Genomic DNA, 14,738 nt, shown 5'->3' on the forward strand with positions numbered 1-14,738 from the left:
GAGCATAGCGGAGCCTCCTCTTGGCATACGAGAAGCTTGCACTTCTCGCCTCCACTGCGGGGTCTCCGCCATACTCTGATTCCCCAGGAACTCACTACCTTCTCTTGTCGATTGAATTTAAGAGCAGTATCACTCAAAAACATTGAATGGTGACGAACGATTGGTGACAGGCACCAAATGGGAACTGCTGGTAAATGGTGACAGGCACCATATAAAAAAGACCCACACTTTTAGAGTGCAGATCTTGAGAGTTTAGTTGTTTCCATTGTCATTGCCTTTACCGTTTCCATTGGAATTCGAGTTTCCGTTAGAGTTTGAGTTTCCGTAATTCCCAGAATTTCCGTTGGAGTTGGATTTTCCGTTTTCACCCGAATTCCCTTTAGACTGTCCCGGAGCTTTTTCGGACTTTCCAGGGGCATCTTCTGATTTACCGGGTGCACTTTCGGACTTTCCAGGCGCGTCTTCAGACTTGCCTGGATTATCACTCGATTTCCCAGGGGCTTCGTTAGACTTCCCAGGATTGTCACCTGATTTACCAGGGGCTTCTCCTGACTTACCTGGTGGCTCCTGGCCGTTTGCTGGAGTCTGTCCAGATTTACCTGGTGCCGTTCCTGCTTGCCCCGGCGCTTCTGAGGTTTCTTCAGATGCAGGTTCTTCCACTTCAACTGCTTCTTCAATTGGTGCTTCTACCTCTTGCTCTACGGGTTCTGATTGATTGGCTTGTTGTACTGTAAATTCAGCTTGTTCAATCGCATCGGCTAGTTTTGCACGAATCAGTTGATCGCGTGTCGCATCCGCTGAAAACTCTGTACCTTCTAATGTCTCAGCAAGTTCTACAAGCACTTCTTCCAATTTCCGATTTTTCAAGGCGTCCGGTTGATCATAGCCTTCCACATACACAACCGTCCCTTCATCATCTATGCCGATTTCGATACGCTCTCCATTTTCAAGGTCTACGAAGGCATATGCTTCGGGCATATCCGTTAAGGTCGCGCCAAAGATCAGGAAAACTGTGGCTGCTACCGCTAACACTGGAGCAAGGAAGGTCGAGTTTGCTCGGAAGTAGGAAAGTTTGTATTCTGTGAAATACGTGTACTCACCAACATCGACTTCTTGATCTGGAATGCCTTTCATGAAGTCGCCTTCATCGGATAAAAAGATGCAGTAGTCTTTATTGATTTCCATCACGATTCCGTAGTGTTTCATTCTCGCCTTCCTCCTTTCACCATTGTTTTTAGAGCAGGATAATCTCCTGTCAGTAAAATGACGAGGGCAATCAAGTATTTTCGGTGACGTTCAAGTGTTTTTCGTGAGACGTCTACAAGGTCTTCGATTTGTTTCAGTGGCAATGTGTGCTTCGCTTCTAGATGCTCGACGAATTGCGGTGTGTCGGCAATAATGTGAGCAACTTCTATGATGGTCTTGCGGGAATCTTCATGTTTTGGCGCCAGTTTTGTCAGTTCATCAAATGTAAGATGAAATGGGAACAGCGCGAGTTGATACGCACTAATTTCTTCTTTTCGTTGCATGCGCAACTGATAGTCTGCAAATGTACTAACCGCTATATCGGCCATTTCAACATCCGCCGCTTCTCCCGTTAAGTGCTGCGTATGGCGTTGTTCTTTTCGGATATGGTCGATAATCCGGCGTTTGATAATCAAATGCGCAAATGTTGTAAGTTTGGCAGATGACTCCGGATTGTAATTTTCGACGGCTTCATGGAAGGCTTGATACGCGATGCTGTATTCTTCATCGTGTTCGTCTATTGCTCGCTTGCATATAAAGGAAGCTGTTTTTTTAATGTAAGGGGTGTGGGCAATGAGAAGGTCGTGCAGCGCCTCCTCATCCCCCGCCTTTGCACGCATCACGAGGTGCAGCTCGTGATTGTCGTTTTTCGAAAACAAAGAGAATCGCACTACTACCCCTCCGTTCTTTCCTATACTCATTTCTTTAATAGTACCATAGAAAAAAGCGAGGAAAAGAACTGTTCTGTTTCAGGTTTAAAGTTGAGTAGAATGCACGATACCGTTGATTTGGTTGGTGTTCTACGTAGTGTTATTCGCATGGGAAAGTTGATTTATGGGGGTCTTTATTTAGTCGAAAGTAGAATTAAGCGAAAGTGATCTGTTCAAGAAAGGTCTTTGAGACTTAGGTTCTGGCTAGTTCGGGGGAAAAGTCTCTTTAGTCGGACATTGAAATCGGGTTTGCGGACATGGAATGGTCCTTTCGCGGACACTGAATCGAGTTCCGCGGACATTGCCGATTTATTCGGACATTGAAATCGGGTTTGCGGACACTGAATGGTCCTTTCACGGACACTGAATCGAGTTCCGCGGACATTGCCAGTTGGGAGTGGTGACAGGCACCAAATGGGAACCGCTGGTAATTGGTGACAGGTACCGATTAAAAAAAGGAACGCAAAGATGCGTCCCTTTCAAAAATTGTTAGTTTTTGCCATTACCTTTTTCTTTAGCAGCAGCTTTCTTTTCTTCTGCTTTAGCTTGCGCTTCGTCTGCTTTAGCTTGCGCTTTTTCTACTTTCTCGTCTGCTTTTGATTTTGCTTCGTCTGCTTTAGCTTGGGCTTTTTCTACTTTTTCTTCTGCTTTTGCTTTCGCTTCGTCTGCTTTAGCTTGCGCTTTTTCTACTTTCTCGTCTGCTTTTGATTTTGCTTCGTCTGCTTTAGCCTGCGCTTTTTCTACTTTCTTTTCGGCTTTGCCTTGAGCAGCAGCTTTCTTTTCTTCTGCTTTAGCTTTGTTTTCTTCAGCTTTTACTTTTCCTGCTACTGCAGCTGCAGGAATTTGTTTCTCTGAAGGCTCTTCTGCGACTTCTTCTTCAATTGTAGGCTCTTCAACTACTGGTTCCTCGACGACTGGTTCTTCCTCTACGGGTTCCTCGATGACTGGCTCTTCAACTGGAGCTTTCTCGTTAAGAGCATCTAGTTGAGCTTGGAATTTGTCGATGTTCGCTTGAATTGCAGTACGTGCTTGATCGCTTCCAACTTGCTCATAGACTTTTGTCATGATGGCAATCTTGAACGCAAGTTGTTCTTTTTTCATTTCAAGTTCTGTGTTTTCGTCAGTCGGTTCTTCGCCCTCAACAGGCTCTTCGCCTTCAATTGGCGTTTCACCGTCGACTGGCTCTTCCACACCTTCACCCGCTTCAAGTTCAGCAATCTTAGATTCGAAGCGTTCCACAGCTTGTGTTAAGAGTGCTGTGATTTCTTCGTCGTCAATTTGTACAATCAGTTCATTTAGTTTAGCAATGCGTTCTTCAAACACTGCTTTTAATTCCTCGTTTGAAGGCGCTATCTCTTCGTATAAGTTATCATTCTCAACTTCTGTCGAGTCCACAACTGGAGCTGTCGTTTCCTCTATGTCGTTTAGAGAAACAGATTTGTACTCATCTGCCCAAGCATATGTTGCGCCTGTTATTGTCATTGTGGCAATCATCGCTGCCGCTGTCATACGTTTCCATTTGCGTGTCTTCATGTGTCCATCACCTCATAGGAAATTTTTTCACCACCAAAGTGGTGTACGCCATCCTATTCGTGAGGAAGTATTCGATTTTTGGGGGTATAGCTGAATTTTCAGGTAATTAGACCTACCTTGTCTGGAAATGGATGTAATCTCCAAATAGTGACAGGCACCATTTGGGAACTGCTCCCATTTGGTGCCTGTCACCCCAAAAGATCACCTCAAAAAAACCACTCCCGCTAACTACTGGGAGTGGTTGATCTCGCTTTATGTTTTTTGTAGAGGTCTTCCGCCGCACCAGAACCGAGCATGACACCCGCCACGATGAGGAAGAAGCCGACGAAATGCCGGAGCGTGAGGATTTCTCCAAGGAAGAGACTGGAAAGAATCATCGCAAATAATGGGTTCAAATTCATGAAGATAGCAGATTGGGTAGCTCCTGCTTGCCCGATTGCATAGTTGTAAATCATGTGGCCGAGAGCTGTCGAAATCAAGCCCGATGCCAAGAAAACGACCCAGAAAATTGGTGGGGCGTCGAGAAATTCAACCATTCCCCCTGGCTCTAGTATCAAGCTCGTCACAATCAAGCCAATCGAGCCCACGCCCATCATATAGGCCGTCATTACACGTGGGTCTAGTGTCCGAGCAGCTTTGACAACGACCATGTAGCTTAAAACTTGCGACAAGATTGAAATGAATATGTAGAAGTCTCCGATATTTGTATCAAATCCTGTGGAGCCGACCAAAACCGCAATGGTGACACCGGAAATTCCCAGGAGTAAGCCCAACCATTGTAGACGCGATGGAAAGTATTTTAAGAAAATCGCTGCGGCTATCGCTGTTAAGATCGGTCCCGTTCCAAGTATCAAACCACCAGAAGTGGCAGACGTTTCTGCAAGTCCAAGGTTGAGAAACAAATGATGGAGCAATACATTTGAAAAAGCGCCAACCAAAATATACTTCCATTCCCGCTTTGTCGGTTTCCGCAAAATATTTAATACTTTCAAAATTAGAAAGACAGTAAGACTTGCCATCAAGATACGGATTCCTGTCACGGTAACAGGAGGCACGTAGGTTCCAATAAATTTCAGCATCGGAACATTGGCGCCCCAAGTAAACATAACGCCGACAAGCATCCAGTAGATTTTCACGCGACTCATGACGCGCCTCCTCTCTTTAGAAACGATACACTTGTCGTTTTATGAGTAAACTGAACACGATGTACGCAACAAATGACACTACGACTGGAACGACCACTGTATGGATGCCGAAAAGATTTCCGTTTTCCACATTGTAAAAATGCAAGGCGATGTAGCCGAAGATTCCTGTTAGCATAGAAGCAATCGCGCCATATTTATTGCCATATTTCCAGTAGAGTCCGAGCACGATCGGCCAGATGAATGCGGCTTCTAATCCTCCGAACGCGAACAAATTCAAGAAGATCAAAAGTTCTGGTGGATTCACTGCTAGAACGAAGACGATCGAGCCTAAAACAGCTGTCACTCCAAAACTAAGACGCTTCACCGTCTTCATCGATGCATTTGGCTGAACGTACCCGAGATACACATCTTTTACGACAGACGAACTGACAAGTAATAACAAAGAATCGACTGTCGACATGATGGCCGCTAAAGGCGCAGCTAATACAATTCCTGCAAGCCATGGGGGTAATACATCCAGTGCAATCATTGGTATCACTGTATCCGGCACTTCGATTCCCGGCATAACAGCACGTGCGAACACACCAATCAAATGCATGTTCAACATGATAAACCCTGTCACAATGGTTCCGATGACAAGTGCCCGGTGCATGCCCCGAGATGTTTTGTACGACATCGCTCGAACAGCAATTTGTGGAAGTCCTACGACTCCGACACCCACTAAAATCCAAAATGACGAGACGTAGGCCGCTGACAAGTTCCCGTCATTTCCATAAGGTGTCACGAGATTCGGGTTTTCCGACAACAAGTCTTGCATGATAGTTGGAATCCCGCCCCCTGCGATGATAACGGCAATGAGTAATATGGTTGTACCAATGATCATGATTGTTCCCTGCACGGCATCCGTCAGGGCGACCGCCCGAAATCCTCCAGTCGTCACATAAACCAGGACAGCAACCACAAAAATAAAGAGTGCAGACGTGTAACTCAGTCCCGTCAACGTTTCAATGAGACGCGCACCACCGACCCATTGTGCCGTCATTGCCGAAAATAAAAAGATGACGATAGCAAATGCTGACAAGATGGCAACGAACGGACTGTTATAGCGCGCTTTCAAGAAATCAATCAGTGTCACGGCTTTATAGCGACGAGCGATGATCGCAAACTTTTTCCCGAGAATCAGAAGTACGAAATACCCCGTCACGACCTGGGTCATCGCAAGCAACACCCAGCCAAACCCCATAGTGTAAGCCGTACCGGGTCCTCCTAAAAAACTTGAAGCACTCCCATACGTGGCCACCATGGTCATCGCAAGAACAAATCCTCCGAGCTCGCGACCGCCTAAAAAGTAATCATTTAAGAAATTTCCGGAACTTCCCTTTTGTTTACTCGCAAACCAACCTGTCGCAAAGATCGCAATCAAGAAGAAGACTAGCGGGACAATTACTTGCCAGTTCATTCGCGCTCCTCCTCTTCTTCAAACGACACTTCGGTGAGGAAGAATCTCGCAATCACAACAATTGTCAGGGCAATCAGAACAAACCCGACAATGCTACTGTAAAAGAACCAATCCGGAAATCCTAGAATATACGTGTATTCTTCAACCGGCCGACTCCCAAGTCCGTAAGCGAAGCCAAACCACCAAAGAAAGTGAGCAATTGCAAGGCCTACACCGATTTTCGCTTCCCGGTGAGCGATTTTAAAACGAGCGTCCATGCCAACCCTTCTTTCGCTTTTCTAAATTTTGTATGTATGTGTGAAAGTATACTCTTTTTACTTAAGATGTGGAAGGTGTTCGAGAAGAATTTAAGGTGACAGGCACCAAATGGGAGCTACTTCCATTTGGTGCCTGTCACCCTATAAAGAAACAAAAAACACCCCTCAAGATTCAAGGGATGTTCAAGACATTAGTTTTCAGAGTTCTCAGTGTCTACTTCTTCCTCTACATCTTCTTCAGTGTTAGGTACATAAGGCTTTTGAATAAGGAAAGCCATGTAATCTTTCCACCCTAGAGCTTTTACAGTTGCCCAGCTTGGAAGTTCGAGTGGTTGCGGGAAGAACGTACGTGCATTGTTACGTCGGAACGTATCATCTAGCACGATTTGACCGTTCACTAGTCCATCGTCCACAATAACAGATTGCGTCTCGGGCATATCAAATGCGATAGTGACCGGGATTCGTCCAATCTTACCTTCTGCTGAGATGGAATAGATTTCTGCGTATTCTTTGTTTCGCGTAATCGTCCAATCATCTCTTAGACGCATCGCCCCCGTCGCTTGATCAATTGTGATGATCGTGTTGACGTTCGCTCCAAATGGAAGGCCTTCTAAAGGTTCTGCAGGCGTCACCTGGATTTCATAAAGCGGCAGATCAGGATGTTGCTCAAACTGCCCGTGAATTTCTTTCCAGCGATTGTCGGTCACTGGCATCGTTCCTTTTCCAGCGACTTGTGCTGCATAAGATTTCGCGAGATGGGTAGAATAGGCTTGTACCGGTTGGGCGGCCTCGATTTCATGCCAGTGTTTTTCTTCAACGAATGTGACCAACGTCTGCTCGGATGGCACGATGTGGAACACAAGTTGTGTTTCAAACTCTTCTATTTGTTCAACAAATCCATCAATCGGACTAACAAACTCTAAGTTTTCGCTTGTTGAAGCTAATTGTGCTTGGACTATAGAAAGCTCGCGTTCTATTTTGGCAATTTGTGTCTCTACTTGTGCAATTGCTTGATCATATGTTGCGTCTTCTGGAATTTCAACATTTACATCTAAATTAACAGTAAAATCAATGACCTCGTCTCTACTAAACCCAGACGTGTTTGCACTACCTGTACTAGAGGAGGTTGCATTCGATCGACTTTTCGCGGTTCTTAAGCTAGATAGAATGCTCTGTAAATCTCGTTGTTCGAGCTGATAAGCGCCTACCTTTGCATCCCACTCTGCTCGAATAGCATCTCGTTCGCTAGTGTCTAGTAATACCAATGTATCTCCGAGTGTTACAGTGTCACCTGTTTTTACCACCACAGATTCCACATCGCCTCTATCGATAGAAAGTTCAATGCCTGCACTTGGTATTGTTACTGCTTCTTTTTCAAGATGTCGGCTATACTCTCCTTCCGTTACACGTTTGTGCGTATCTATATAGTAACTTCTCGAAATAGTACTGTCTTCCTTAAAAACCAGGATTGCATTTGTAGCAATAAATAGAGAAAGGGCTAATGAGAGACCGATTGCATATAAAGATTTCATTAAATAGCCCCCCCTGCTAAAAGTTGATTCCAAGGCACTATACTAATTAGTGCAACGATGGAAGCAAAGGCAGCGGTCATTAATAGAAGGATGATTAGTAGTAGCTTTCGTGATACGTCCGTAAAAGAGCGTAAGAACTGATATTGTATAGAAATAATTAAAGCTGTGAATACTGAAAATTGATTGAAGAAATAATGAAAATATTCGAATTCTAAAAATTGAACAGCTAGTGGGCCAAATGATAAAAAGGAGAAGGGTGTTGTAAATCCTACTAAATTGAATACAACAAAAACTAATAACTTCTCAATTAATAATATAGCTAGTACATACAACTGCATGATAGCCGCAATTCGTAAAGGAACCTTGGTCACTATATGCAAAAGTTGACTTACTCCAAAAAAATGGAAGCAAAAATATAGGACGGCGAAAATCGTTATACCGACTAGAGAGATCCAACGAGCAACGGTGTATGTGTCGGTAAAGCCAATAACGTACAGTGAAGTAAGTGAAGTGGTTGTCATACCCCACGTATTCATCAATATGTATAAAAGAATCGTACACGCGAGTACGATGGATACGCATTTTTTAAAGCCGCGAATCGTTTCAGTTTCAGCAAGGTTCGTGAATAATGTGCCCCTGGTGAAAAAATAGCGCCAAAAATGAAATTCTAAAAACATGATAGACCTCCTCATCCATACAGATAATTCTAGCATATATTGGATAGAGGGATGAACGGAAACCCGAACAAATAAAGAAATTATTTTGTATGTAACTTTTATATAGGAAAGACGACTACTTTAGTAACAGAAAGGGGCGGATTACAATGCGGCAGTTGTTTGATTTGTCGTTTAGCTGGGGGGATGTTGTATTTGGTCTGATTGGATCAACTATCTCTGTGCTATTTTTACAATTTTTCTTCTAAAACAGTAAAAGCATCTATCAGACGGCGGTTCGTGTGATAGATGCTTTTTATTGAGTTGAATTATACATACGTACCTCCATCATGCTGAGTGGCTAATAATTGATAGAACAAGTCAACATCGCGTTGCGTCAGAGCGTTGTCCATCAAGCGTTCAAAGTTTTGAAGCTCCAGCTCTTGAATAAGCTCGTTCACTTCTTCGTTACTTTCTTGCTCAGCGACCGGTTCAACTAAAACTTTGAGATGGTCGTGAACGTCTGAAACAAGCAACAGTTGATACAGTGGTAACCGGATAAAGCGATTTCCTTTTTGGAATACAAACACTTCGGACAAGTTTTCAACTTGCAGTGTGTCTTTATTTAGAACAATCTCTTTGCCTTCGACCGGAATGAAGCTAAACACTTCATCATCTTTACGTAGTGAAAAGTATTGATACGCAAATACCAAGCGAATCTTTTTGTCCTTTATTTCTGTGTGGAACGGTTTCATCATCTCGACATGTAGCATGTTCTCCCCCTCCTTTTATTGTTAGAATATTCTGTTTGTATTAGTGTATCATATTCCCGAAAAATTGTGCATGAAAACATCTTTGTTCACAAAAAAGTAATAAAGAGCCTAGTAGCGTTGTCTAGACTCTTTCCAAGTACTTCTATTTCACAGTACGGTTTTATTTTGGAACTATGCTTTATTGTTTACTTCTCACTTTAGAGGGTCCCATCATTGGACGCGCTGTAAAAAATCCGATGCCTTTATCATGAATCATTATGACTCTTTCTAAAGGTAACTCCTCAACTTGTTGGTTAGATAATTCATTCTCTGTTAAGACCTGAATTTGCGTACCGCAAAATGTTGCCTGCACTTCTACGTTTTTTAAAAAATCAATTGTCTCCTCAGGTTCACATTTGGTGATTTCTAAATAGACATTTTTTCGTTGAAGATTCAGATTGCATAAATGAAACGTTGTTTTATACCGTGGCATTGTTCTCACTCTTTCATTGGTTATTTTAGACTACATTTTGGTTATAACCTATCTCAATTGTCATTTTATTCTTTTTACCATTTCGGTAAATTTATACTTTGAAACTAGAACTACCGCTATTCTTACCCTATTGGTAAGGAGGCGTGACGTGTGAAATTTCATGAGAAATTGAAAGCCTATCGAGATGAGCAACTCAATATCTCGCAAGAGGAAGCAGCAAAGCTTTTAAAAATTTCTAACGTTACACTCTCTCGTTATGAATCTGCCGAGCGACAACCAAGTCTAGAGATGATCAATTTGATTCGCTCCGTTTATCGATTATCAGATGAACAATTTTTAGACCTCTTAACTGATGATAAAAGTACTCGCAAAACAGCAGAAGCATATGTGGAACAGGCGAACGAATCACAAGTCCGATACTATGATCAGTTTTCACCACTCATACAAGAACTAATGAAATCGAAAGAATTTCGCGCACTTCTTCTTCATTTACGGACACTCAGTGACGATGAAAGAAAAAAACTATTAAGAGATTCTTTAGCAAAATACTAGAAGATTGCAACATGGATGCGAAATTCGCAATCCATGTTTTTTCTTTGTCCAAAAGACGTTATAATGGAAGGATAGTCTTTTAGAAATGAGTGGTGAACCCCTGTGAAAGGGATGACAGTTCAGCGTCTTTTGACGTTTTATGAAGAACCTATAGAACAGTTTATGAAGCAAGTCGGTAAGGACTTGATGGCGGGTGTCGCACAAGATGAGTCGCTCGTTCGCAGTGCACAATCTTTTGTTCGGAATGGCGCCGTTCAACTTGTTCATTATAAGCCGGTCCAGCACGAAGCCGATTTTGTGGTTCGCGATGTTCAGGATGCGTACGTCCATATCTCGTTCTATGAAGAATCATCATGTTCGTGCAGTGGACGAAAAATGTGTCGCCATCAGGCTGCTGTGTTGTTTTATTTTTATCAACATATGAATTCGTTAAGCGAATGGGTGAAAACATGGCGCTCCCATGCCGACCACCAGTCGATTGCAGCCATTCAAAAAGACCGCACGCCACTCGCTTGGGAACAGTATGCTAGTACATTACTCAATCAACTTGTCATGCAAGAACATGCATCGAGCTTTTTCCTAATGGAGTTTGCGCTCGGCGATTACAAACGGCAAATGCAGCGCATTCGTCCGCTTGAACGGGAATGGCATGTACTATTTGATACGAGTGTCACCTTGATGACCCTTGTAAAGTTGTGGCCGACATTTAACAGTTTTAGTCGTGAGAATGAACGCGGTCGCGTACGGTATTATCTAGACGAAACGATTCAAGAATTGAAACACCAATTCAAGCAATTGCAGCAACAACCGCGTTTCTTTGCAGCTGATCCGTTTTATGAGCGCATCGAACGCTACGTGCGCCACTTATTAACAGATGCGGAAGGCTATTTCTCACAGCGCAGTGCTCTCTACTCACATTATTGGTCAGAACTTGGGACATCCAAGCACGCACGAGAGAAGGAACTGGCTTTCTTAGAAGCGCATTTCGAAACAAAAGATGGCAACTCGCTGCTTCAAGTCCGTCAATTGTTTTATTTCCAACTTGGTCAGACGGATCGTTTACTGAAATCGATGACAAAGATTCCTACAGATGAAGTCGCAAACTATTTGTCGCTTATTCAGTTTTCTCTTGAGGAACACCAAATCGAGATGGCCACACAAATGTTTGAACGGCTGCTTCCGGCTATTGAGGAGTATCTAGATACCGATACGCGCGCTTCCCGACTCGTGTATACACTTCGTTACATCGAGCGACAGCTCGACTTGTCCGAAGAAAGTCAGGCTAAGTTTTATCGCATGCTCATTCCATTTACGCTCGAACCGTTTTCGAACTGGTTGATTGACCAAGAACGGTATAATGATTGGGCCGATCTGCATCTTTACTGCCAAAGCGGAATCACGTATGCAGAAACATGTGGGTTAGAAATTGTAAAAGACGAGGCTCCGTTTGTCCTTCTTCCTCTCTATCACATGAATGTGATGCGGGAAATTAATGAGAAGAAGCGCGACAGCTATAAACAGGCTGTGCGTTATATGAAGAAGATGAAGCAGCTAGCAAAGGCTGCGAACGAGACCGTCTACTGGAATCACTACGTTCAAGAGATCCGCGAAAAATTCCGTCGCTTGCGGGCATTCCAGCAAGAAATGGAGAAAGGAAATCTGTCACTGTGAAACTATTTTCAGTTCCAATTACTGTAGAGAAACTAGATGGTGGGTTTGCGGTTTCAAGTCCAGGTAGCACGGACCGCTTGAAGACGATTCTTTTCGGAAAGCACCGTGATAGTTTTTTTGGACTTCCTATAGAAGACAAAAAGGGCAAATTTTTATTGTCGAGCTTAGATGCAATCGACTTATTGCCAAACCCATCGGATATCTATGAATTTTATGGCCATGACCCGGAATCGACGAAACACTTTGACGCGATTCAAGAAGCGGCTTCGATTTACCAAAATAAAAACCTTTGGGATCACGTACGTTTTGACGTCAATAGCCTGTTCGTCACAGCTAGTGAAGACACGGCCGTCACAACTATCGTGGAAACCGCGATTTTGCAAAAAGCACGCCAAGCTGCGTTTTCTTACGATGACTTAGTCAGCTTACAAGAGTATTTCAAGTCTGGCGGTTGGCCGATCGATAAAGTGCAGCAACATCCGGAAATTCACGTAGCCCTGCGTTTGATGGAGCCAGATGATATGACGGATGAGTGGATTTTGGAGACAGTCGTTCGGGGTGTGCGCAGTTCAAGTTACTGGACGCCTGCTGTGAAAAAGCGCTTCCTTCCGATTGAAGAAGCACTACCACCGAAGTGGGTTCATTTATCAGACGTCATTACAACATTCCAACGTGGTGTCATCCCGTTCGTGTCAGTGCTTGATGAGGAGTCCGAGAGCTTTTTCCACGTTGCCCTCGATGATTTACAGGTAAGAGACTTTTTGCGCCACGATTTAGCGAAACTTCAAGCGTTCGGCTATGACGTCGTATTGCCAGCTTGGTTAAAGGAAATCAAAGAGTCGAAGATGCAGGTCCGTGCTTCTGCCAGTGCAGGTCGCTACAAGTCTGCTGCTGGCCTTGAACAAATCATTCAATTTAACTGGAACTTCTCATTAGGTGGTCAAGATATTAGCGAAGAACAGTTCCGCCAGATGGTAGAAGAAAATCGTTCGTTTATTCGTTCAGGTGATCAGTGGTTCCAAATCGATGCGCAGTGGATCCAAGAGATTCGCAAGCTGCTCGACCGTTCAGAAGAAGAGGAATGGACCGTGCGTGACTTGTTGTTCCAAGAGCTTCCGGACGAATTGACAGTGCCTGCAGAGGATGACGATTCAGATGACCCGCTCATCCAGTTCCAGCTCCATCAGTCGCTCGAGAGCTACTTGACACAGCTTCAAGAGAAGAAGGCCTTCCCAGAAATTCAGCCATCTCCTCGTTTGTTAACCGAGCTGCGTCCGTATCAGCAGCTTGGATTGAACTGGCTCGGGTTTATGCGCAAAGAGTCGTTCGGGGCGATTTTAGCCGATGACATGGGTCTTGGGAAGACGGTTCAGTTGATTGCCTACTTATTGCATGTGCATGAACAGCAGCCGGACACACCGTCTCTCATTATCTGTCCGACGTCCGTTCTTGGGAACTGGCAAAAAGAGCTTCAAAAATTCGCACCTTCTCTTCGTGTCGCGACACATTACGGCTCCAATCGTGGTGAAATCACGACGGATGCAGATGTAGTGTTAACGACGTATGGGATTGCCACACAAGATGCCGAACCGCTTCAGCGTGTCGCTTGGAGTTCGGTAACTTTAGATGAAGCGCAAAACATAAAAAATATGCAAACAAAGCAGTCACGGGCAATCCGTAAGCTGCGTGGTGTGCACCATATCACATTGACAGGTACTCCTATTGAGAACCGATTATCTGAGCTATGGGCGATTTTTGACTTTATTCATAAAGGCTATCTCGGTTCATTTAAGTCATTCCAGGAAACGTATATGGCACCGATTGAACGAGATGAAGATGAACAAGCCAAACATCGTCTGCGGACGAAAATCCAGCCGTTCTTGTTGCGCCGCACAAAGCGGGATCCTGACTTACAACTGAATTTGCCTGAGAAGCTTGAGCAGAAAGAATACTGCGCATTGACGACCGAGCAAGCTGCACTATACGAATCTCTGATTCAAGAATCAGTGAGCCAACTCGGCAATCTCAGCGGTTTCCAGAGGAAGGGTCTAGTTCTTAAAATGCTGAGCAAGCTGAAGCAGTTGTGTAACCACCCTGCGCTCTATTTGAAAGAACCGTTTGATGAAGCGGAGACAATGCTTCAGCGATCTGCGAAACTTGCAGGAATCGTATCGCTCGCAGGTGAAATCGCTGCGCGTGGAGAACAGTGTCTGATTTTCACACAGTATATCGGCATGGGCCATCTATTGCAGCACTGCTTCAGTGAACTCTATGACATCGACAGTCCATTTTTAACAGGCAGCATGGCAAAAGGACAGCGCGATGATTTAGTTGCCTCTTTCCAGGCGGGTGAGTTTCCGATATTCTTATTATCGCTCAAGGCTGGTGGAACAGGTCTAAATCTAACAGCTGCGACTCACGTCATTCATGCGGATCGCTGGTGGAATCCGGCGGTCGAGAATCAAGCAACGGACCGTGCGTACCGTATCGGTCAGCAACAGTTCGTGCATGTGCATAAGTTTTTGACAATCGGAACAATTGAAGAAAAGATCGATACCTTACTCGAACAGAAGCAGTCGTTGTCAGACGAACTGATTCATTCGAGCCAATGGATCACGGAACTTAGTGATGATGAACTGACAGATCTTTTGACACTTTCCTGATGAATTCAGCCTCTTTGTTATCCCCATACCAAAGAGGCTGGTTTTTTTGAGAGAAACCTACACATGGCGATGT

At 44.2% G+C, this 14,738-nt stretch carries 13 protein-coding genes; 3 read left to right on the forward strand and 10 right to left on the reverse strand.

Annotated features, from left to right (window positions below):
- Nucleotides 1-252: 252 nt before the first annotated feature.
- The 10 genes from ACF3OH_RS10945 to ACF3OH_RS10990 all read right to left on the reverse strand — a co-directional run bounded on the left by ACF3OH_RS10945 (nt 253) and on the right by ACF3OH_RS10990 (nt 9,779).
- The gene (locus ACF3OH_RS10945) at nt 253-1,206 is read right to left on the reverse strand and encodes a hypothetical protein (RefSeq protein ID WP_392454674.1); all 954 of its coding nucleotides are present in this window, start codon (nt 1,204-1,206) and stop codon (nt 253-255) included.
- Nucleotides 1,203-1,916 (reverse strand): RNA polymerase sigma-I factor, encoded by a 714-nt coding sequence (gene sigI / locus ACF3OH_RS10950; protein WP_392454675.1) that lies wholly within the window; start codon nt 1,914-1,916, stop codon nt 1,203-1,205. Before sigI ends, ACF3OH_RS10945 begins: the two co-directional genes overlap by 4 nt.
- Nucleotides 1,917-2,444: 528 nt before the next feature.
- Entirely contained in the window at nt 2,445-3,488 is a 1,044-nt protein-coding gene (locus ACF3OH_RS10955; RefSeq protein WP_392454676.1) for a hypothetical protein, read from the reverse strand.
- 224 nt (nt 3,489-3,712) lie between these two features.
- Nucleotides 3,713-4,633, reverse strand: coding sequence for a DMT family transporter (locus tag ACF3OH_RS10960; protein WP_392454677.1), 921 nt, complete (start codon nt 4,631-4,633; stop codon nt 3,713-3,715).
- Between the two features lie 16 nt (nt 4,634-4,649).
- A complete protein-coding gene (gene panF, locus ACF3OH_RS10965; RefSeq protein ID WP_392454678.1) occupies nt 4,650-6,092 on the reverse strand; it encodes a sodium/pantothenate symporter in 1,443 nt (480 codons plus the stop codon).
- Nucleotides 6,089-6,349 (reverse strand): YhdT family protein, encoded by a 261-nt coding sequence (locus ACF3OH_RS10970; protein WP_204589762.1) that lies wholly within the window; start codon nt 6,347-6,349, stop codon nt 6,089-6,091. The genes panF and ACF3OH_RS10970 overlap by 4 nt, the downstream gene beginning before the upstream one ends.
- 191 nt (nt 6,350-6,540) lie before the next feature.
- Entirely contained in the window at nt 6,541-7,881 is a 1,341-nt protein-coding gene (locus ACF3OH_RS10975) for a hypothetical protein (RefSeq protein ID WP_392454679.1), read from the reverse strand.
- A complete protein-coding gene (locus ACF3OH_RS10980; protein ID WP_392454680.1) occupies nt 7,881-8,558 on the reverse strand; it encodes a hypothetical protein in 678 nt (225 codons plus the stop codon). The genes ACF3OH_RS10975 and ACF3OH_RS10980 overlap by 1 nt, the downstream gene beginning before the upstream one ends.
- A 305-nt stretch (nt 8,559-8,863) precedes the next feature.
- Nucleotides 8,864-9,307, reverse strand: a complete 444-nt coding sequence (locus tag ACF3OH_RS10985) for a transcriptional regulator (RefSeq protein ID WP_392454681.1) — start codon at nt 9,305-9,307, stop codon at nt 8,864-8,866.
- Between the two features lie 178 nt (nt 9,308-9,485).
- Entirely contained in the window at nt 9,486-9,779 is a 294-nt protein-coding gene (locus ACF3OH_RS10990) for a hypothetical protein (RefSeq protein WP_392454682.1), read from the reverse strand.
- 150 nt (nt 9,780-9,929) lie between these two features.
- On the opposite strand from ACF3OH_RS10990, the gene ACF3OH_RS10995 reads away from it, so the two are divergent.
- The 3 genes from ACF3OH_RS10995 to ACF3OH_RS11005 all read left to right on the forward strand — a co-directional run bounded on the left by ACF3OH_RS10995 (nt 9,930) and on the right by ACF3OH_RS11005 (nt 14,665).
- A complete protein-coding gene (locus tag ACF3OH_RS10995) occupies nt 9,930-10,331 on the forward strand; it encodes a helix-turn-helix domain-containing protein (RefSeq protein WP_392454683.1) in 402 nt (133 codons plus the stop codon).
- A gap of 102 nt (nt 10,332-10,433) precedes the next feature.
- Complete coding sequence (locus ACF3OH_RS11000; protein WP_392454684.1) at nt 10,434-12,002, forward strand: hypothetical protein; 1,569 nt, start codon at nt 10,434-10,436, stop codon at nt 12,000-12,002.
- Nucleotides 11,999-14,665 (forward strand): DEAD/DEAH box helicase, encoded by a 2,667-nt coding sequence (locus tag ACF3OH_RS11005; protein WP_392454685.1) that lies wholly within the window; start codon nt 11,999-12,001, stop codon nt 14,663-14,665. The genes ACF3OH_RS11000 and ACF3OH_RS11005 overlap by 4 nt, the downstream gene beginning before the upstream one ends.
- Nucleotides 14,666-14,738: the final 73 nt, after the last annotated feature.

Origin of the sequence: Chryseomicrobium aureum, from assembly GCF_043182735.1 — a bacterium.
In the GTDB taxonomy this organism is placed as follows: Bacteria; Bacillota; Bacilli; order Bacillales_A; family Planococcaceae; genus Chryseomicrobium; species Chryseomicrobium aureum.